This window comes from Janthinobacterium sp. FW305-129 (assembly GCF_020858115.1).
Taxonomy (GTDB): domain Bacteria; phylum Pseudomonadota; class Gammaproteobacteria; order Burkholderiales; family Burkholderiaceae_D; genus Janthinobacterium.
Genome location: NZ_JACYMM010000007.1, coordinates 200,185 through 219,510 on the forward strand (window position 1 = coordinate 200,185; position 19,326 = coordinate 219,510).

19 protein-coding genes and 1 riboswitch are annotated in these 19,326 nt (G+C 62.7%); of the genes, 12 read left to right on the forward strand and 7 right to left on the reverse strand.

From position 1 onward, the window contains the following. Positions 1–94: 94 nt before the first annotated feature. A complete protein-coding gene (locus IGS61_RS16100; RefSeq protein ID WP_230540557.1) occupies positions 95–970 on the reverse strand; it encodes a LysR family transcriptional regulator in 876 nt (291 codons plus the stop codon). A 119-nt stretch (positions 971–1,089) separates the two neighbouring features. On the opposite strand from IGS61_RS16100, the gene IGS61_RS16105 reads away from it, so the two are divergent. Next, entirely contained in the window at positions 1,090–2,451 is a 1,362-nt protein-coding gene (locus IGS61_RS16105) for an MFS transporter (RefSeq protein WP_230540559.1), read from the forward strand. A 7-nt stretch (positions 2,452–2,458) separates the two neighbouring features. On the opposite strand, the gene ribB is transcribed toward IGS61_RS16105, so the two are convergent. Then, complete coding sequence (ribB, locus tag IGS61_RS16110) at positions 2,459–3,106, reverse strand: 3,4-dihydroxy-2-butanone-4-phosphate synthase (protein ID WP_070288674.1); 648 nt, start codon at positions 3,104–3,106, stop codon at positions 2,459–2,461. A gap of 95 nt (positions 3,107–3,201) precedes the next feature. Beyond that, positions 3,202–3,352, reverse strand: a riboswitch (FMN riboswitch). Between the two features lie 185 nt (positions 3,353–3,537). Between ribB and IGS61_RS16115 the strand changes: the two genes are divergently transcribed. The 5 genes from IGS61_RS16115 (at position 3,538) to IGS61_RS16135 (ending at position 10,485) form a co-directional block, all read left to right on the forward strand. Beyond that, positions 3,538–6,381, forward strand: coding sequence for a M16 family metallopeptidase (locus tag IGS61_RS16115; RefSeq protein WP_230540561.1), 2,844 nt, complete (start codon positions 3,538–3,540; stop codon positions 6,379–6,381). Between the two features lie 93 nt (positions 6,382–6,474). Beyond that, positions 6,475–6,672: a hypothetical protein gene (locus IGS61_RS16120; RefSeq protein ID WP_010399555.1), complete on the forward strand. Its 198-nt coding sequence runs from the start codon at positions 6,475–6,477 to the stop codon at positions 6,670–6,672. Positions 6,673–6,815: 143 nt separating this feature from the next. After that, on the forward strand, positions 6,816–8,393 hold the full coding sequence (locus tag IGS61_RS16125) for a methyl-accepting chemotaxis protein (protein WP_230540562.1): 1,578 nt from the start codon (positions 6,816–6,818) through the stop codon (positions 8,391–8,393). Positions 8,394–8,505: 112 nt separating this feature from the next. After that, complete coding sequence (locus tag IGS61_RS16130) at positions 8,506–9,375, forward strand: ThiF family adenylyltransferase (RefSeq protein WP_230540564.1); 870 nt, start codon at positions 8,506–8,508, stop codon at positions 9,373–9,375. Continuing rightward, entirely contained in the window at positions 9,376–10,485 is a 1,110-nt protein-coding gene (locus IGS61_RS16135; RefSeq protein WP_230540572.1) for a molybdopterin biosynthesis protein MoeY, read from the forward strand. A 79-nt stretch (positions 10,486–10,564) separates the two neighbouring features. Here the strand turns inward: IGS61_RS16135 and pepA are convergent, their stop codons facing one another. Next, on the reverse strand, positions 10,565–11,395 hold the full coding sequence (pepA, locus tag IGS61_RS16140) for a flocculation-associated PEP-CTERM protein PepA (protein ID WP_230540581.1): 831 nt from the start codon (positions 11,393–11,395) through the stop codon (positions 10,565–10,567). 249 nt (positions 11,396–11,644) lie between these two features. Here pepA and IGS61_RS16145 point away from each other — a divergent pair, with 249 nt between their 5' ends. From IGS61_RS16145 to IGS61_RS16160, 4 genes are all read left to right on the forward strand, one after another. After that, complete coding sequence (locus tag IGS61_RS16145; protein WP_230540583.1) at positions 11,645–11,818, forward strand: hypothetical protein; 174 nt, start codon at positions 11,645–11,647, stop codon at positions 11,816–11,818. Between the two features lie 230 nt (positions 11,819–12,048). After that, positions 12,049–12,186: a hypothetical protein gene (locus tag IGS61_RS16150; protein ID WP_166674638.1), complete on the forward strand. Its 138-nt coding sequence runs from the start codon at positions 12,049–12,051 to the stop codon at positions 12,184–12,186. A 129-nt stretch (positions 12,187–12,315) separates the two neighbouring features. Continuing rightward, positions 12,316–12,684: a hypothetical protein gene (locus IGS61_RS16155; RefSeq protein WP_092714661.1), complete on the forward strand. Its 369-nt coding sequence runs from the start codon at positions 12,316–12,318 to the stop codon at positions 12,682–12,684. Between the two features lie 83 nt (positions 12,685–12,767). Further along, positions 12,768–13,226, forward strand: a complete 459-nt coding sequence (locus IGS61_RS16160; protein WP_071326331.1) for an acyl-CoA thioesterase — start codon at positions 12,768–12,770, stop codon at positions 13,224–13,226. Positions 13,227–13,314: 88 nt separating this feature from the next. Here IGS61_RS16160 and IGS61_RS16165 read toward each other — a convergent pair whose 3' ends face one another. The 3 genes from IGS61_RS16165 to IGS61_RS16175 form a co-directional block, all read right to left on the reverse strand. After that, positions 13,315–14,721, reverse strand: coding sequence for a DEAD/DEAH box helicase (locus IGS61_RS16165; RefSeq protein ID WP_071322891.1), 1,407 nt, complete (start codon positions 14,719–14,721; stop codon positions 13,315–13,317). A gap of 488 nt (positions 14,722–15,209) precedes the next feature. Continuing rightward, entirely contained in the window at positions 15,210–15,998 is a 789-nt protein-coding gene (gene fabI, locus IGS61_RS16170) for an enoyl-ACP reductase FabI (RefSeq protein ID WP_230540585.1), read from the reverse strand. Between the two features lie 103 nt (positions 15,999–16,101). Then, positions 16,102–17,514, reverse strand: a complete 1,413-nt coding sequence (locus IGS61_RS16175; protein ID WP_230540592.1) for a transglycosylase SLT domain-containing protein — start codon at positions 17,512–17,514, stop codon at positions 16,102–16,104. 339 nt (positions 17,515–17,853) lie between these two features. Here IGS61_RS16175 and IGS61_RS16180 point away from each other — a divergent pair, with 339 nt between their 5' ends. Together IGS61_RS16180 and IGS61_RS16185 are read left to right on the forward strand one after the other, a co-directional pair. Then, the gene (locus tag IGS61_RS16180) at positions 17,854–18,426 is read left to right on the forward strand and encodes a DUF1415 domain-containing protein (protein ID WP_230540595.1); all 573 of its coding nucleotides are present in this window, start codon (positions 17,854–17,856) and stop codon (positions 18,424–18,426) included. Continuing rightward, positions 18,426–18,620, forward strand: a complete 195-nt coding sequence (locus IGS61_RS16185) for a DUF1289 domain-containing protein (protein ID WP_131372932.1) — start codon at positions 18,426–18,428, stop codon at positions 18,618–18,620. The genes IGS61_RS16180 and IGS61_RS16185 overlap by 1 nt, the downstream gene beginning before the upstream one ends. 167 nt (positions 18,621–18,787) lie before the next feature. On the opposite strand, the gene IGS61_RS16190 is transcribed toward IGS61_RS16185, so the two are convergent. Further along, positions 18,788–19,294 (reverse strand): DUF1993 domain-containing protein, encoded by a 507-nt coding sequence (locus tag IGS61_RS16190; RefSeq protein WP_034779265.1) that lies wholly within the window; start codon positions 19,292–19,294, stop codon positions 18,788–18,790. Between the last annotated feature and the right edge of the window lie 32 nt (positions 19,295–19,326).

The window sequence follows — 19,326 nt, forward strand, 5'->3', positions numbered from 1 at the left end:
GCGGCGGGTGGCGGCGGCTGCGCGCGGCGGGGGTGCGGATTTTATCAGACTTATCAAAAAGAAAGTTTCTTTTCGGCACTATTGTGCGCCCCTGTCAGACGGCGCTGGCGGTACCCACGCTGGCGATGATGGCGTCGGCCGCCGCGCGCACGCGGGCCGAGCGGTTCAGGTCCGCATGCATGACCAGCCACACGTCGTAGCTTTCCGCCCGCTCGGGCCAGATGCGCACCAGCTGCGGGTCGATGTCGCCCAGGTGGGTGGCCAGCTCGGCCACACCCAGCCCCGCGCGCGTGGCTTCCTGCAGCATCGCTGCCGAATTGACTTCCATGGCGACCCGGGCGTTGGCGACGGGCTCGCCGGCGATTTTCTCCGCATGGCGCGGCGTCACGGAATGGTGGTAGATGACGATGTCGTGGCCGGCCAGCGCCGTGCCGCGCACGGGTTCGCCCCGTTCGGCCAGATAGGTTTTCGATGCATACAGGCCCAGGCTGCGCTTGACCAGGTGGCGCGAGATCAGGTCCGGGTCGGTGGGGCGCACGCCGCGCACGGCCAGGTCCGCTTCGCGCCGCGTCAGGCTGGCCAGCGCGGGCGCCACGTTGAGCACGATGCGGATGTCCGGGTGGGCCGCGTGCAGCCGCTGCATGGCGCGGATGACGAAATGGCTGGCCATGGTGTCCGTCGTGGCCACGCGCACCAGGCCGCTTAAACGGTTGTCGACGCCCTGCATCTCGCGCTGCAGCTTGTCGGCCGCCCGCTCCATCGCTTCGGCCGCCGTGAGCGCCAGTTCGCCGGCCGGCGTGGGCACGTAGCCCGACGGCGTGCGCAGGAACAGGGTGGCGCCCAGCGACGCTTCCAGCGCGGCCAGGCGGCGCCCGCACGTGGCCTGGTCGATGCACAGCAGGGCGGCCGCGCCGCGCAGGGTGCCGGCCCGGCCGATGGCCAGAAAGATGCGCGCGTTATCCCAATCCAAGCTGCTTCTCCTGTTTTATATGGTGATGCATTTTTGCATCAGTGTGCCGAGTTTATGCCTGTTTACCGCATCGCGCAACGCTCGCATAATGGCTGCCCCCTGTTACTGCAAGGAGTACCATGACTGCCCCCACACCGCACCGCGCCAGCGGCTTGATCCTGCTGACCCTGGCCTTCGGCTTCGTCATGGCCATGCTCGACGTCACGGCCGTCAACGTGGCGCTGTCCGATATCGCGCTGGACTTGAATATTCCGCTGACGGGCCTGGTCTGGGTGGTTGATGGCTACACCTTGACGTTTGCCGCGCTGCTGCTGGCCGGCGGCGCGCTGGCCGACCGCTACGGGCCGAAAGCCGTGTACCAGGGCGGCCTCGCCGTCTTCATCCTCGGCTCGGTGCTGTGCGGCGCCGCGCCCGACGGGCATTTTTTGACGGCGGCGCGCCTGCTGCAGGGCGCGGGCGCGGCCCTGTTCATGCCCAGCTCGCTCAGCCTGCTCACGCACAGCTTTGAAGACGAGCGCGAGCGCACGCGCATGCTCGGCGCCTGGTCGGCGCTGGTGGGCGTGGCCGGTGCGTCCGGCCCCCTGATCGGCGGCATCCTCGTGCACCAGTTCGGCTGGCGCAGCGTCTTCTGGGTCAACGTGCCGCTGGGCGTGCTGGCCATCGTCATGGCGCAGCTGCTCTTGGTGGCGCCGGCGCGCCAGCCGCGCGATCTGTCTCTGTTCAGCCATGCGCTCGGCGTGGCGGCGCTGGCGGGCCTGAGTTTCGTGCTGATCGAAGGGCCCGTGCTGGGCTGGCTGTCGCCGGGCGTGCTGGCGGCGGGCGCCTTGACGGTGCTGTCGGCCTGGCAATTGCTGCGGCACGAGCATCCGCTGTTGCCGCGTGAACTGTTTCACAGCAGCAGCTTTGGCGCGGCCAATGGCGTGGGTTTCCTGATCAATTTCTGCGTGTTCGGCCAGTTGTTCTTATTGAGCCTGTTTTTGCAGCAGTCGGGCGGCGCCGATGCCCTGCAGTCGGGCTTGCGCCTGTTGCCCATGATGGCGGCCTATACGGTGGGAAACTTTATGGCGGGAAGTATTGCGGCGCGTCATGGCACGCGCCTGCCCATGCTGCTAGGCTTGCTGGTGGGTGCCGTCATGGCCTTGCTGCTGATGGGCTTGCGTCCGGGCACGCCATATGGCTGGCTGGCGCTGGGCACGGCCGTCATGAATGTGGCCATCGGCATCGCCATTCCCGCCATGACGGCCACCGTGATGCGGGTGGCCGGCAAGCGGCATGCGAACAGCGCGGCGGCGGCCCTGAATGCGAACCGGCAAATCGGCGCGCTGGTGGGCGTGGCGCTGATCGGCAGCATCCTGCATATGCTGCCCGACTGGTCGCTGCGCCTGCCGCTGGCTTACGCGACGATCGCCGCCGCGTATGGCCTGGCGGCGGGCCTCGTCTACCGGCACGTGCATGTGCCGAAGGCCGTGGCCGCCGCCTGAAGCAGGCTTACTGTTCGCGCGTGCTGCGCCACTCCACCAGTTCTTCGATGGTCAGAATCGGCATGCCGTGCAGTTCGGCGAAGCGCTCGATATCGTCGCCGCGCATCATGGTGCCGTCCGGGTTCATCAGTTCGCACAGCACGGCGGCCGGGTTCAGGCCCGCCATGCGCGACAGGTCGACGGAGCCTTCCGTGTGGCCACGGCGCTCGAGCACGCCGCCGGGCGCGGCGCGCAGGGGGAAGACGTGGCCGGGGCGCACCAGGTCGGCGGGCTTGGCATTTGGCGCGATGGCGGCGCGGATGGTGGTGACCCTGTCGGCGGCCGACACGCCCGTCGTGACGCCGTCGCGCGCCTCGATGGAGACGGTAAACGGCGTACCGTAGCGGCTGCCGTTGTCGGACGACATGGGCGGCAATTCCAGCTTGCTGACGACGTCCGTGGGCAGGCACAGGCAGACGATGCCGCTGCATTCGCGGATCAGCAGGGCCATGGTTTCGTTCGTGAGTTTCTCGGCAGACAGGATCAGGTCGGCTTCGTTTTCACGGTCGAAATCGTCGAGCAGGATGACGGGGATGCCGGCGCGCATGGCGGCCAGGGCGGACTGGATGCGACCTTCCAGGTCGTTGGAAAGCAGGGTATAGCTGTTGACTAACATGGTGAAACGCTCCTCGCATAGGCGAAAAACGCTGCAGGGCAAGCGAATAGACGCAGCCGGCCGCATCGACAGGTCGATGGGACATCGCGTTTACTGCACATCTTCTTTCATCCGGACTATACCGTCGGCTCTGGAGTCACACCAGATCTGCTGACCTCGCCAGGCGGTGCCTGGAAAGCGCTCGCGGGCTTGACCGTTGCCGGTCTTACCGCCGGTGGGGAATCGCACCCCGCCCCGAAGACGTATTGTTGTGCCGGTCCACATGACCGGCGGCAATACTTTAGCACAATTGAAAAAACCTGGCAGGACACTGTTGAGTTTGTCATTCGGCAAAGTTGCCTGGGAAAAGCGGTTTTTCCTAAGCTGTTTTTAATGGCGGAAACAGAATTTCAGTGTAAGGTATGGCTACTGAATCTTACCGTTGAGAATACATGAAGCTGAGTAAATTACGCCTGATCTCGGGCGCCGTCTTGCTGGCGTGCGCCTGCATGGCCCAGGCGGAAATCCGTTTGACCGATCCCCTGCCGCTGGCACCAGAAGTTACCGTAGGAAAATTGCCGAACGGCTTGACCTATTACATCAAGAAAAATGCCCGTCCCGCCCAGAAAGTGGAATTGCGGCTGGTGGTGAAAGCCGGCTCCATCCTGGAAGACGACGACCAGCAAGGCCTGGCGCATTTCACGGAACACATGGCCTTCAATGGTTCCACGCATTTCAAGCGCAATGAGCTGATTTCCTACTTGCAATCGATCGGCGTGAAGTTCGGCGCCGACTTGAATGCCTACACGAGTTTCGATGAAACCGTCTACGTGTTGCCGATTCCGACGAACAAGAAGGAAAACCTGGAAAAGGGTTTTCTCGTGCTGGAAGACTGGGCGCATGGCTTGAAATTCAATCCGGCCGACATCAACAGCGAGCGCGGCATCGTGCTGGAAGAGGCGCGCCTGGGCAAGGGCGCCAGCGACCGCATGAACAAGGTGCTGTATCCGAAGCTGCTGAACGGTTCGCGCTATGCGCAGCGCATGCCGATCGGCAAGGAATCCGTGTTGAAAACCTTCAAGCCGGAAGCCATCAAGCGTTTCTACAAGGATTGGTACCGTCCCGACCTGATGGCCGTGATGGTGGTGGGCGACGTGGAGCCGGGCCAGGCTGAAAAGCTGATCCGTCAGCATTTCGGCAAGCTGAAAAACCCCGCGAAACCGCGTCCGCGCCTGTATGCGGAAGTGCCGCAGCGCTCGCAAACGGAAGCGCTGGTGATCACGGACAAGGAAGCGCCCGACGACAGCGTCTTCATCCGCTACCCGATCCGCGCCGCGCAGGAACCCGTCACCATCGCCGACTACCGCCGCCAGATGATCGAAAACCTGTATGGGCAGATGCTCAGCGCCCGCATGCAGGAATTGACGCAGCAAGCCAACCCGCCGTTCATCCAGGGCGGCAGCAGCATGGGCAAGCTGGTGCGCGGCTATGAATCGTTCAGCGCGTATGCCTTGCTGGGCAAGGGCGGCGTGCAGCCGGCCGTCGATGCGCTGGTGCAGGAAGACGAGCGGGCGCGCCGCTTCGGTTTCAGCCAGGCTGAGCTGGACCGCGCGCGCAAGGATATGCTGCGCAATTACGAGCGCGCCTACAGCGAACGCGACAAGTCCGATTCGGCCGGTTTCGTGGCCGAGTATTCGCGCAACTTCCTGGAGCAGGAAGCCATTCCCGGCATCGCCAATGAATTGCTGTACGCGCAGGAACTCTTGCCGCAGGTAACCTTGCAGGAAATCAACGAAACGGTGGCCAAGGTGATTCCCGACCAGCAAAAGAAACTGGTGGTCTTCATGGGCGCCGAGCCGAAGGCGGGCGATGCGGCCTCGACCGTACCGACGCAGCAGCAATTGCTCGACGCGGTGGCGCAGGCGGAGCGGCAAACCGTCGAGCCGCGCACGGAAAAAGTGCTTGCCAGTAAGCTGATGGACGGCCCGCCGGCCGGCGGCAGCATCGTCTCGGAAAAACTGAACAGCGCCATCGGCGTGACGGAACTGACCCTGGGCAATGGCGTGCGCGTGCTGCTGAAACCGACGGACTTCAAGAACGACCAGGTGCTGATGGGCTCGACCCGTTTCGGCGGCCAGTCGCTGTTCGGCGATGCCGATATCTACAACGCCCGCTATGCCAGCGCCGTGGTCGGCAGCATGGGGCTGAAAGACCTGGCGCCGCTGGACTTGCAGAAAGTGCTGGCCGGCAAGACGGTCAATGTGGGCGCCTCGCTGGGCGAGCTGAGCGAAGGCTTTGGCGGCTCGGCCAGCAGCGCGGATGTGGAAGCCATGCTGCAACTGGTGTATCTGTATTTCCATGACGTGCGCAAGGATGCGGGCCTGTACCAGTCCTTCATCGGCAAGCAGCAGGACCTGGCGAAAAACAGCATGGCGCAGCCGGAAGCCGTGTTCTACGATGCCGTCCAGCATGCCATGTATGGCGACAACCCGCGCGTCGATGGCGTGCCGCGCGCGGCCGACTTCGACAAGGTGGGCCTGGACCGTTCACTGGAAATCTTCCGCCAGCGCTTTTCCAGCGCGCGCGGCATGACCTTCATCTTTGCGGGCAGCTTCGAGCTCGACAAGATCAAGCCCCTGATCGCCAGCTACCTGGGCACCTTGCCCGTGGCCGACGTGGTGCACGCCTACCGCGACGTGGGCATGCGCCCCGTCAGCGGGGTGGTCAAGAAGAATGTCTACATGGGCAGCGAGCCCAAAAGCACGATTTCCATCACCTTCAATGGCGATGCCGCGTATTCGGACGAGCAAAAGCTGACCCTGCAGGCGCTGGGCGAGGTGCTGAACCTGAAAGTCATCGAAGTGCTGCGCGAAAAGATGAGCATGATCTATGGCGGCGGCTTCGAAACGTCGATGGGCCAGCATCCGTATGGCCACTATTCGGTGGCCTTGAACTTGCCGACGGGGCCGGAAAACGTGGATAAGGTGATCGCCGCCGCCTTTGCCGAAATCAACAGGATGAAGGCGGACGGGCCATCCGCGGCCGACCTGGAAAAGGTCAAGCTGAACTGGATCACGCGCCAGCAAAAGTCCTTGCGCGAAAACCGCTACTGGATGAGCCAGCTGATGGGCTCGGTGACGCAGGGACGCGACCCCGCGCACATCCTGCGCTACGAGCAGCGCGTGCGCGCCCTCACGCCGCAAGCCGTCAAACTGGCGGCGCAGCGCTATCTGAACATGGATAACTATGTGCAGGTGGTGCTGTACCCGGAACGTAAAAATGTTGCAGTGAAGTAATCTTCATGCTGGCGTTGCCGGGGCGCCAGCGTGCCGAAGCTGTTAAAATGCTGCTAATGGATGTGATCGCAATTTAACAAGCAAGGAAATACGATGGCTAAGAAAGAAGAACTCGATCCGGAAACCCTGGAGTTGATCAACTGGTGTATCGAGGTCGAAGGCTTCCTCGTGGCCGGCGGCGCCACCGTGGCGCAGGCGCAAGACCATATCGAAGAGCAGGTAGAGTGGTTTACCGATCAGTTCTATGACGGCTTGACGCCGGAAGAGGCGGCCAAGGAAGCCTTGGCCTGACCTTCAGTCAGACTTCAGCAAGACATATGCGGGCGGTGCCTGCCGGGCATCAGCCTGGTAGCGCCGCCCGCTTTGCTTTTCTGAAAAGATTTCCACATGGAAATTGTTTATAATTCCACATTTTATTCTTTACCCAGGCTCCCATGACTCTCCGTTCGCGCATTCTCCTCCTGTGTTTCAGCACCTTGCTGGGCATCGTCCTCATCGCTTCCTTTTCCCTGTATTCCCTGCGCCAGACCATGATGGCGGAAAGGGTCGAGCAATTGACGGTGCTGGTCGAGCTGGCCAATGCCTCGGTGGAAAAGGCGTATGCGCTGGAACAGTCGGGCAAGCTCACGCGTGAGCAGGCGCAGCAGCAGGCCAAGCTGGCCATCGGCAGCTTCGTCAAGGACGAGATGTATTACTTTGTGCGCGATTTCAGCACCGACTTGCTGTACGTGCACCCGAATCCTGCGCGCATCGGCACGCCGCAAAAGAACATGAAGCAGTCGGGCGACCGCTACCGCGCGGCCCTGGCCAACAGCCGCATCGGCATGGTGCAGGCGGACGGCACGCGTCCCGGCGTGAAGGACCCGGTGGCGAAGATGTATGCCGTGGTGAAATTTGCGCCGTGGGACTGGGTGGTCGGCACGGGCACGTATATCGATGACATCAATCACAAGTTCTGGGCCCAGGCGGGCGTGCTGCTGGCCATCGGCGGCGCGCTGATGCTGGTGGTGGGCAGCCTGGCGGCCCTGATGCTGCGCCGCATCCTGGCCCAGCTCGGCGGCGAGCCCGACTATGCAGCGGCCATCGTGGCGCAGATCGCCCAGGGCGACCTGACGACGCAGATCGATACGCGTCCCGGCGATACGTCCAGTCTGTTGATGGCCATCAAGGCCATGCGCGACAACCTGGCGCATCTGGTGAGCCAGGTGCGCAACGATGCGGAATCCATTTCCACGGCGTCGGGCGAGATCGCCTCGGGCAACCACGACCTGTCGGCGCGCACGGAGCAGCAGGCGGGCTCGCTGGAAGAAACGGCGTCGACCATGGAAGAAATGACCTCGACCGTGCGCCAGAATGCGGACAATGCGCGCCAGGCCAACCAGCTGGCCATTTCTGCCTCGCAAGTGGCGAGCCAGGCGGGCGGCGTGGTGGGCCAGGTGGTAGAGACCATGGGCGCCATCAATGCCTCGTCGAAAAAGATCGGCGACATCATCGCCGTCATCGACGGCATCGCCTTCCAGACGAATATCCTGGCCTTGAATGCAGCCGTGGAAGCGGCGCGCGCGGGCGAGCAGGGCCGTGGCTTCGCCGTCGTCGCCAGCGAAGTACGCAACCTGGCCCAGCGCTCGGCCGCGGCAGCCAAGGAGATCAAGCAATTGATCGACAGTTCCGCCGAACAGGTGGGCGCCGGTGAAAAACTCGTGGCGCTGGCGGGCGAGACGATGGAAAAAGTCGTCTCCAGCGTGCGGCACGTCACCGATATCGTGGCCGAGATTTCCTCGGCCAGCGCCGAGCAAAGCGCCGGCATCGAACAAATCAACCAGGCCATCGTCGAGATGGACAACATGACGCAGCAAAACTCGGCCCTGGTCGAGCAGGCCTCGGCGGCGGCGCAAGCCATGAACGAGCAGGCGGCGGGCCTGGCGCAGATCGTCAGCGTGTTCAAGGTGGGCGCCACGGCAGCGGTACCGCGTGCCGCCGGCATGGCGGCGCAGGCGCGCCTGCCGCGCTAGCCTTGGCGCCCATGTAGACGCAACACAGGTTCCTTCATCGTTGAAGGAACTTTTCATCTGGCCGTCTGTCCAACCTTCCTTGGTCCCTTGGGGACGTCTACACGAGGTGAGCATGACAGACGGTTTCTCCTATCACGCGGCGTTCGCCCGCAACCTGGGCTGGGTCACGCAGGCGGAGCAGGATAGCCTGCGCGGCAAGCGCGTGGCCATTGCCGGCATGGGCGGCGTGGGCGGCGTGCACTTGCTGACCCTGGCGCGGCTGGGCATCGGCGCCTTTCACATCGCCGATTTCGACACCTTCGACATCGCCAACTTCAACCGCCAGGCCGGCGCCATGGTCTCCACCCTGGGCCAGCCGAAGGTGGCCGTGCTGGCGCAGATGGCGACGGACATCAATCCCGAACTGGAGATCAAACAGTTTCCCGACGGCATACACGAGAGCAACCTGGCGGAGTTCTTTGCCGGTGTCGACCTGTACGTGGACGGCCTGGATTTCTTCGCCTTTCCCGCGCGCCAGGCCACCTTTGCCACCTGCGCGCGCCTGGGCATTCCCGCCATCACGGCCGCGCCGCTGGGCATGGGCACGGCCGTGCTCAGTTTCATGCCGGGCGGCATGACGTTCGAAGAGTATTTTGGCTGGGGCGACTTGCCGGAAGAAGAAAAAGCCCTGCGCTTTCTCGTCGGCCTGGCGCCGGCCGGCCTGCACGGCCCGTATCTGGTCGACCCGTCCGCCATCAACCTGAAAGAGCGGCGCGGGCCGTCGACCATCATGGGCTGCCAGCTGTGCGCCGGCGCGGCCGCCACGGAAGCCCTGAAGATCCTGTTGAAACGGGGCAAGGTCATGGCGGCGCCGCATGGCGTGCATTTCGACGCCTACCGCAACAAGCTCGTGCATACCTGGCGTCCGGGCGGCAACCGCCACCCGCTGCAACGGCTGGCAATGGCCATCATCAAGCGCCGGCGTGCGGCGCAGGGGGCATAAATGGCGCAAGCACCGCAGCTCGATCCCATACTGGAAAACATCCTCGACCAGGCGCGCTGGGCGCCCAGCGGCGACAACACGCAGCCGTGGCGCTTTGAAGCCATCGAGCCGCGCCACGTCGTCGTGCATGGCTTCGATACGCGCAGCCACTGCGTGTACGACCTCGACGGCCATCCCAGCCAGCTGTCGCTGGGCGCCTTGCTCGAAAGCATGGCACTGGCGGCCAGCAGCCACGGCTTGCGCATGGAGGCGCGCCGGCGCACGGCCATGCCCGATACCCTGCCCACCTTCGATGTGCGTTTTGTCGACAGCCCCGGCCTGCTGCCCGACCCGCTGGCGGCCTTCCTGCCGCAGCGCAGCGTGCAGCGGCGCCGGCTCAGCACGCGCCAGCTGCGCGCCAGCGAAAAGGCCGCGCTGGAGGGGAGTTTGCCCTCCGGCTACAAGGTGCAGTGGTACGAGGGCGGGCGCGCGCGCCTGGCCTGCGCCCGCCTGATGTTCGACAATGCCCGCTTGCGCCTGACCATGCCCGAGGCGCACAAGGTGCACCGCGACGTCATCGAATGGGGCGCGCGCTTCAGCGCCGACCGCATCCCGGAACAGGCGCTGGGTGTCGATCCGATGACGGCGCGGCTGATGCGCTGGGTCATGCAGAGCTGGCGCCGCGTGGATTTCTTCAATACCTGGCTGGCCGGCACCGTGGCGCCGCGCCTGCAGATGGACTTGCTGCCCGGCCTGTATTGCGCCGCGCATTTTGCGCTGCTGGCCGAGGCCGCGCCGCGCCATATCGACGATTACGTGGCGGCCGGCCGCGCCATGCAGCGCTTCTGGCTGACGGCCACGCAGCTGGGCCTGCAATTGCAGCCGGAACTGACGCCGCTGATCTTTGCCCGCTATGTGCGCGAACGGCGGGCCTTTTCGCGCACCGACGGCATGCAGGAACTGGCGCAGGAACTGGCGGGGCAATGCCAGGACGTGCTGGGGGCGGCGGCGTTTGAGCGGGCCGTGTTCCTGGGCCGCATCGGCGCCGGCCCGGCGGCCCAGGCGCGCTCCTTGCGCCGGCCGCTGCAAGAGTTGCTGGTGGTGCCGGCCGACGGCAAGACGCCTGCGTGAACGGCAGGCGTTTGCCGGCTGCCGCAGCGAAAAAAGCCGCTGAGGCCATCAGCGGCTTTCAGGCTCGATGCTGCGCACGTCAAGCCTGGCGCTGCCCGCCTTGCTGGCGGCGTGCGGTCATGCCCAGGCCAAACAGGCCGATACCGAGCAGGGCGATAGTGCCTGGCTCAGGAACTGCCAGAAATAATTCCAGGCCGCCACCATCGGCCATTGCGACGAAACTGTCGGTCAGGCTGCCGCCTATGAAGCTGTTCGTATTGCCGCTGAGGGACTCCAGCGGGAAAAACGGGTCGGGGTTAATGAAAAACAATTGTCCTTGCGGCGTCAGCGAGGCGTTCAGCAAGGCCTTGAAGTCGCCCTGGGCCAGGCCGGCGAAAATGTGCGCTTCGCCCACGTCGAGCGTGTAGGTGACGATGGCAAAGTCATCGCCGGAGACGCCGCCCACGTTCACCGGCGAACCTGCCACGTTACTGATCGACAGTGCCGTGTCCTGGTTGGGGTCGATGTACAAGGTCATGGTCAGGGTTTGAAAGTTGGCATGGATCCCGCCAGCCAGCGTATCGGACTGGCCGGTGATGGTAAACAGGCCATACATGCCATAGCCATTGAGGGCGTTCAGTTGCGATGGCACGCTGCCGCCATTGGGGCTGCCGAAAGCGGCCTTGGTCAAAAAGCCTGTTTCAGTGAAGGGATCGTTGCCGCCACCTAAACCGCCAACGATGGTTTGTTCGACGCGCGCGTGATATTCAAAGCTGATGCGGTCGGCCACCACCTGATTGGCGGCGGAGCCGGGGACGGAACCTTCATTGACGGTAAACAACGGACCCGCGAGTGCGGGAGCGCTGATCAGCGCGGCGCCGATGGCGACCACGGAGACAGCGAGACGCAGGAGTGAGGACAGCGGTTTCATGACATTTCCTTCAGCGTAAGGGTTGATCGGACCAGGTCACTGTGGCGGCTGCCTCAGATAACCTCATACGCCCTTGAAGCAGAATTTGTACCATGTAATATTTTCATTTAAATTCAATGGCTTATAAAAAAAGCGTGGCCATTTTTCACGCTTGTGTAAAAAAAGTCGACGTTTTAGTCCGCCTATGGCGCGGCTTGCGGGCGCCAGTCTTTCCCGCCATGGGCTACAGTGGGGGCAAAGGAGGTCACCATGCAACCACGATCCCGCCATGCCCCGCTGCGTGCGCACAGCACGCCTGAACCGGATATCCCGCCGCCGCCCGAAGGCGATCCGCTGACGCCGCCGCCGGAAAAGCCGCCGCACACGGATCCCGTGCCGGTCGAGGAGCCGACGCCGCCGCCGCCGCCCGTCAAGATGGGCTGAGAGCAAGTCGTCGCCCACCTGAGCGGCCGAGCCGCTGCCGCGCGCTGTTTATTTCTAGCCGGAAATGGATTGCGCGGGCGGCCGGGTAGCCACGCCATTTAAACAACAAAAATGCCAATAAACGTTGCCGAGTGGATACAAATCAAGCGCTAACTGCTGTGTGTCATGCGGCCGTCACGATTCTGTTCTTATAATGAGACATCATAAAAATTCTTGTACAGGAGACCATCATGGGCAATTCCTTGCATAACAAAATCTACTTGGGCCGTCGCCCTGTGATCACCAGCAAGAACCTCGCGGCGCTGGCCCTGGCGGGTGCCGTGGCCGGTTGCGGCCTGGCGTGGTTGCTGCTGCGCACCTACAAATAAGCGCACTCCACGCGCCTTTTCAGCACGCCGTCCGTGTGGCGGGCGGCGACTGAATCACGTTGCCTGTTGCCGATGCGCAGCGGGGCGCGTACCATGGGGGCCGAACACCTGGCCTTTTATGGAAAAGTAATGAAGAACGAGAAATTAACAACCGATGAATATGACGCGCTGGAGCAAGTTGCACGCGGCATCAAGACCGAGCGCCCCAGTGCTTGCGTTGCCCGCAATGCCAAGCGCCTGTCCGGCCTGAAGCTGCTCAGCTATGCACGCGACGGCCGTCTGTCCATCACGGATAAGGCACAACAACTGCTGTTCCTGCGCCGCTGCATCATGGGGCTGCGCGCCGTGGCCGCCGATCCGCTGACCAAGCTGGATACGGACGTGGCCTATTTCCTGGGCAAGAAAGCCCACATCGTGGCGCGCGCCGAAGGCGAGGGTCACGACATTTCCGACAAGGGCCGCGACTCGCTGGCCGATATCGATACCCTGGGACTGTAACAGCCTGTCCCGGCAACCGGCCCCTGGGGCCGGTTTTCACATCCCCCTATTATTTCCCCTTGGAGAACACTTTGGACAGCGCGATGAACTGGTCGGCCCACGAACTGACGATGACGGTCCTGATGACGCCCGATATGGCCAACTTTTCCGGCAACGTGCACGGCGGCACCATCCTGAAATACCTCGACAGCGTCGCCTACGCCTGCGCCAGCCGCTATTCGGGCAGCTATGTGGTGACCCTGTCGGTGGACCAGGTGATGTTCCTGCAGCCTATCCACGTGGGCGAACTGGTGACGTTCCTGGCCTCGATCAACTACACGGGCACGACGTCGATGGAAGTGGGCATCCGCGTGGTGACGGAAAACATCCAGCAGCGCCTGGTGCGCCACGCCAACAGCTGCTATTTCACCATGGTGGCCGTGGACGCCAACCGCAAGCCCGTGGCCGTGCCGCCGCTGGCGCTGGAAACGCCGGAGCAGCAGGTGCGCTTCGAGCAGGCCAAGCTGCGCAAGCTGTCGCGCCAGAAGGTGTCGAAGAAATAAAGCGTTGCGGGCATAAAAAAACGGCCGCCAGAGCGATCTGGTGGCCGTTTTTTATTGCTTGCCGCCCTTTGGCGGCATGGCGCCGTGATTAACGGTCGCCGTAGCTGCGGCGTGCGCCGTCGGTGCTGCGCGGGTTGGAACCCTTGTAGCCGCCGCCGGTGCTAGGAGCGCCGTCTTTACGCGGTGCGCCCGGCTTGCTGAACGTGCGCTGGCCTGGCTTCGCGCCGCCACGGTTGTCGCCTGGTTTCCAGCCGCCTGGACGGGCGCTCGAACGTGGTGCCGATGCCGTTTTCTTCGGTTCGAAACCTTCGATGACATTGACCGGGATCAATTGCTTGGTGAAGCGTTCGATGCGCTTGACGTTCATGCCTTCAGCGTGGTTCACCAGCGAGATGGCCAGGCCATTGCGGCCAGCGCGGCCGGTACGGCCGATGCGGTGGACGTAGTCTTCCGGGAACTTCGGCAGATCGTAGTTGAACACGTGGGTGATCGTTGGCACGTCGATACCGCGGGCGGCAACGTCGGTGGCGACCAGCACCTTGACCTGGCCGCGGCGCATGCCGTCCAGGGTGCGGTTGCGCGCGCCCTGATGCATGTCGCCGTGCAAGGCGGCAGCCGAGAAACCGGCGATGTTCAGGCGGTCGGCGATGGTGTCGGCGTCACGCTTGGTGGCGGTGAACACAACAGCCTGGTCCAAGGTTTCGTCGCGCAGCAGGTGGTCCAGCAGGCGATTCTTGTGCGACAGGTCGTCGACGAAGTGGACGCGCTGCGTGATGTTTTCATGCTTGTTGCTCGAGCTTGCCACCTGGATGACCAGCGGGTTTTTCGTGATGCGGCGCGCCATGTTGCCGACCACGCCATCCAGCGTTGCCGAGAACAGCATGGTCTGGCGGCCTTCCGGCGTCGCTTCGACGATCTTTTCGATGTCGTCGATGAAACCCATGTCCAGCATGCGGTCGGCTTCGTCCAGCACCAGGATTTCCAGTTGCGAGAAGTCGATCTTGCCCGAATCCATGTGGTCGATCAGGCGGCCTGGGGTAGCGACCAGAATCTCGGGATTCTTGGCCAGCAATTGCATCTGTTTAGGGTAAGGCATGCCGCCCAGGATCGACACAGCCTTGATGCGGCGGATGCCGGTGCTGTACTTGTCGGTGTTGGTCGTTACTTGCAGGGCCAGTTCGCGCGTTGGCGTCAGCACCAGCATTTTTGGCTGGGCAGCCTTGAAACGTGGACGCTCGCCGCGGGCGCGCGATGCTTGCATTTCCTGGTTCGGCGTCTTGCCGGCGGCGCTTTGTTCGGCGCTGGCCAGTTTGTGCAGCGATGGCAGCATGAAAGCTGCCGTCTTGCCCGAACCGGTCTGCGACGAGACCAGCAGGTCACGGCCTTCGATCGCGGCTGGAATCGCTTGCGACTGTACCGCGGTTGGCGCGGTGTAGCCCGATTCGGTCAGAGCGGCGAGGATGGACGGATGCAGGCCTAAGGATTCAAATGTCATTCTTTTTCTTTCGTGAAAATCAGCGTTCTTGCAAAAAGCAGAACGCAAAATAGCAACGCCAACCAAAACGAAATGACTCAACTAGAAAGAAATTTCGGCACAAAAGCTTTGCGCCGGGACGGTGTCAGGTGCGACACACAAGGCGGGAGGGCTTTATTAAGCGGCATCCTGTGGATGCGCTAAGGCTTGCGAAGCTGCTAAGTTTGTAGTGCGGTGACTGCGGTGTTGCCATCGCTTCAAGGAAACATATTGCAGCGCACAACGACACTATACCGTATTTGCCGCCGTTTTGCACGGCCTAAATGGGAAGAAACGACAGTCCTACCACGTTTTGATCATGTTTCCTATGTGAAATCAGTAAGAATACGTAGTTTTCTTCCGTTTAATGGAGCATGGCCACGATGTCGGCGGGCAGCGGCGGCGCCTGTCGCGTTTCCCTGGCCAGGTTGATTTGCCGGGCCGCTTGCGCCACGTCGGTCAGGTGCCAATTACTCTACTTCGGGATTGACGGCCATCACTTGCGAAAAGCCGCCATCGACGTAGGTAATCTCGCCCGTGATGCCGGAAGCCAGGTCGGACAGCAGGAAGGCGGCCGTGTTGCCGACCTCTTCGATGGTGACGTTGCGGCGCAGCGGGGCGTGCTCGGCCACAAAGCCCAGCAGTTTGCTGAAATCCTTGATGCCGGAGGCGGCCAGGGTCTTGATGGGGCCGGCGGAGATGCCGTTGGCGCGGATACCGCGCGGGCCCAGCGATTCGGCCAGGTAGCGCACGGACGCTTCCAGCGATGCCTTGGCCAGGCCCATGGTGTTGTAGTAGGGCACGGCGCGCACGGCGCCCAGGTAAGTCAGGGTCAGCACCGAAGCGCCCGGATGCAGCAGGGGCAGGGCGGCCTTGGCCATGGCGGGAAAGCTGTAGGCGGAAATATCGTGCGCGATGCGGAAGCTGTCGCGCGACAGGCCGTCGAGGAAGTCGCCGGCGATCGCCTCGCGCGGGGCGAAGCCGATGGCGTGCACCAGGCCATCGAGGTGTTCCCAGTGCTGCGCCAGGTCGCGGAAGACGGCCGCGATCTGTTCATCGCTGGACACGTCGCAGTCGAACACAAGTTCGCTGCCGAATTCCGCCGCGAACTCCGTGATGCGCTCCTTGAAGCGTTCGCCCACATAGGTGAAGGCGAGGGTGGCGCCTTCGCGGTGGCAAGCCTTGGCGATGCCATAGGCGATGGAACGGTTCGACAGCAAGCCCGTGATGAGGATTTTTTTGCCTTGCAAGAAAGCCATGACGACTCCTGTCTGGGTAGGTGGGCGGGTAAGGCGGATGTGCAACCGGCCGCGACAGCAAAGCTGTGGCGGCCGGCGAGGTGGCTCTATACAGATCAGGCGATCAGTGACGGGCCTTGGCGCGACTGTTGCCGCCGCCGCGCTGGATGCGCGGTTTCACCAGGGAAATTGGCGCCGTTTGCGCCTTGCCGCCCTTGGCGGCGCGGCGCAGTGCCTTGGCGGCCCGTTCCGGACGGTCCGCTTCCAGCAGCATGGTGGCGCTGTCGGCGATTTCCTGGGTGATGTCCTTGTTCATCGTGGCCGAAGTCTTCGGCACGAGGATGGTGGAGCCGGCGCGCAGGCTGGTGCGCTGCGGAATGTTGTTGGCCTGGCGCAGCACGTCGGCCGTGGTGCCGAATTTCGACGCCAGGGTTTCGATGCGTTCGCGCGCATTCGTGATCTTGTGCGTGGTCCAGCTCGACAAGGCATGGCCCCATTGCGCCAGGTTGGTGGTGAACTTGGCAGCGTTTTCCTGTGGCAACAGAATCTTCGTCTTTTCGCCGCCGATGATGACGGGGCGGTTGAATTGCGGATTCAAGGCCTTGAATTCATCCATCGACAGTTCGGCCAGCTGGGCGGCGACGGTGATGTCGATGTCGCTGGTCTTGTCGATGGCCGTGAAATACGGCTGGTTGTCGACCACGGGCAGGGTCAGGCCGAACTGGGCCGGATTGGCGATGATGTTCTTGACCGCTTGCAATTTCGGCACGTAGTTGCGCGTTTCGGCCGGCATCAGGTCGGCCAGGCTTTCGAAATCGGTCGGCTTGCCCAGCGCCTGGTTTTTCTTGATGGCGCGCTGCACCGAGCCTTCGCCCCAGTTGTAGGCGGCCAGGGCCAGTTGCCAGTCGCCAAACATGTCATACAGGCGCTGGAGATACGTCAGGGCCGCATCGGTCGAGGCCAGCACGCCGCGGCGCTCGTCCTTGAACATGTTTTGCTTGAGGTTGAAATCGCGCCCCGTGGCGGGCACGAATTGCCACATGCCGGCCGCATTGGCGCTGGAGAACGCTTGCGGGTTGAAGGCGGACTCGATGAACGGCAGCAAGGCCAGTTCCGTCGGCATGCCGCGCTTTTCCAGTTCCTGCACCACGTGGAAGATGTAGCGCGAGGCGCGCGCCGTGGTGCGGGCGATGTAGTCGGGGCGGGTGGCGTACCAGTTGACGTGGTTGGCCACCAGCTGGTTGTTGATGTCGGGAATCGCATAGCCGCTGCGGATGCGGCCCCAGACGTCGGCTTCGCGCAGCGGATCGGAATTGTCGCTGAGGTTTTTCAGCAGGCGGTCGGTCTTTTGCAGGCGGTTGTCGAGGGTGGGGAGTTTCGCCGTGACCTGGGCGGTCATCGGGATCAGGGCAGGTGCGGCGGCGGCGACTGGCGCGTTATCGCTCTCAACACCGGCTTCGTACGCCTGGCTGAGGGCGGGCGCAAGCGCCAGGGCCAACGCCGCCAGGACGGTAGATTTAAAGGAGTTTTCGTGCATAGTGTTCCATTGTTGTCGTCGGAGAAACATCGGACAGACCCATGATTCAGGTGCGAGTGTACGTATATCCACATGCCGGAGTCAAGAATTATGTCAGCATGATGACAGGAAATAAGCGGCAATAAGCGGGTAACGGCTGAGTTTCCATTCGCAAATGCTGTCATTATTGCAAATTTAATTTGCCCGATGCGTGATTCGGCCGCTGTTATAGCATACATGGCGGGGAGGCTGGCGCAAGCGTGGCAGCCGTCCGGTATGAGACTGCGCAAAGAGTGCGTACAATTTGGCTTTGGCCGGCCATTCGGCTGCCGGCCGCCTTATTGATAGAGAGTCAAGCATATGAACACCCCGCCGCGCCACGACGACGACAACGCCGTCATCATCGCCAATACCGTCGCCTGGCTGGAAAAGGCCGTGATCGGCCTGAACCTGTGCCCGTTCGCCAAGGCCGTGCACGTCAAGAAGCAGATCCGTTATGTGGTGTGCGAGTCTGAGAACCCGGAAGATTTGCTGGCGCTGCTGATGGACGAGCTGCAAATCTTGGCCGACACGGACCCGGAGCAGATCGACACGACCTTGCTGATCCATCCATATACCCTGAACGATTTCCTCGACTACAACGAGTTCCTCGACGTGGCCGACGCGGCCGTGGAAGACATGCACCTGGCCGGCGAACTGCAGGTGGCCAGTTTCCACCCGAACTACCAGTTTGCCGAGACGTTCGAGGACGACATCAGCAACTACACGAACCGTTCGCCGTACCCGACCCTGCACCTGCTGCGCGAAGACAGCATCGAGCGCGCCGTCGAGGCGTTCCCGGAAGCGTCGGAAATCTTCGACAAGAATATTGCCACTTTGGAAGCGCTGGGCACCGAAGGCTGGGAAAAACTCGGCTTGCCGAAGGTGTCTTGATGGCGGACAAGGAATTGCCGCTGCGTCCAGACACACCCTGCGTGGCCGTGTGCTCGACGACCTTCGATGAAATCTGCCGCGGCTGCGGCCGCAGCGTGGTGGAAGTGGCCCACTGGGTGTCGATGACGGATGAAGAGAAGGAAGTGGTGTGGGTGCGCATCCTGGCGCAGGGGTATCCGCGCCGGAATACTTAAATAGCGACGCAATAGAGCAATATCAAGCGGTATTACTCTAAAGCGTCGACGCTTAAGCAAATCGTAGCGAGCGGCGATGATTTGTGGCTAAGAAGCGCAGCCGTACTCAAGTACGGCGAGCATCGCAGGCCGCAAAGCGCGCCGCGCAGTAGATTTGCTTATGCGTCTCAGTAACTGCCAATAAAGTCTTTCTTGCCGACTTCGATGCCGTTATGGCGCAGGATGTCGTACGCAGTCGTCGCGTGGAAGAAGAAGTGCGGCAGCGCGTAGTGGAACAGATAGGTCTGGCCCGTGAAGTGCTTGGTCTTTTCGCCGCTGCCGGTGGTGATGGCGCGCGTTTCACTGCCGTCGATGTCCGCTTGCGGCAGGCTTTCCAGGAAGGCGATGGTTTTCACGATGCGCGCTTTCAGTTCTGCAAAGCTCTGTTCGCTGTCTTCATATGGTGGCACGGCCACGCCGGCCAGGCGCGCGCCGCAGCCCTTGGCGAAGTCGGTGGCGATCTGGATCTGGCGCACGAACGGCAGCATGTCCGGGAACAGGCGGAATTGCAGCAGGGCGTTCGGGTCGATTTTCTTGTCTTGCGCGTGCGTTTCCGCCTTGTCCAGGATGGCGGCCAGGCTGCCCAGGATCTGTTTGAAGACGGGGATCGATGCGGAGTAGATGGAGAAGGTCATGGTGGTTCCTCTAGGTAAAGTGGCGCGATGAT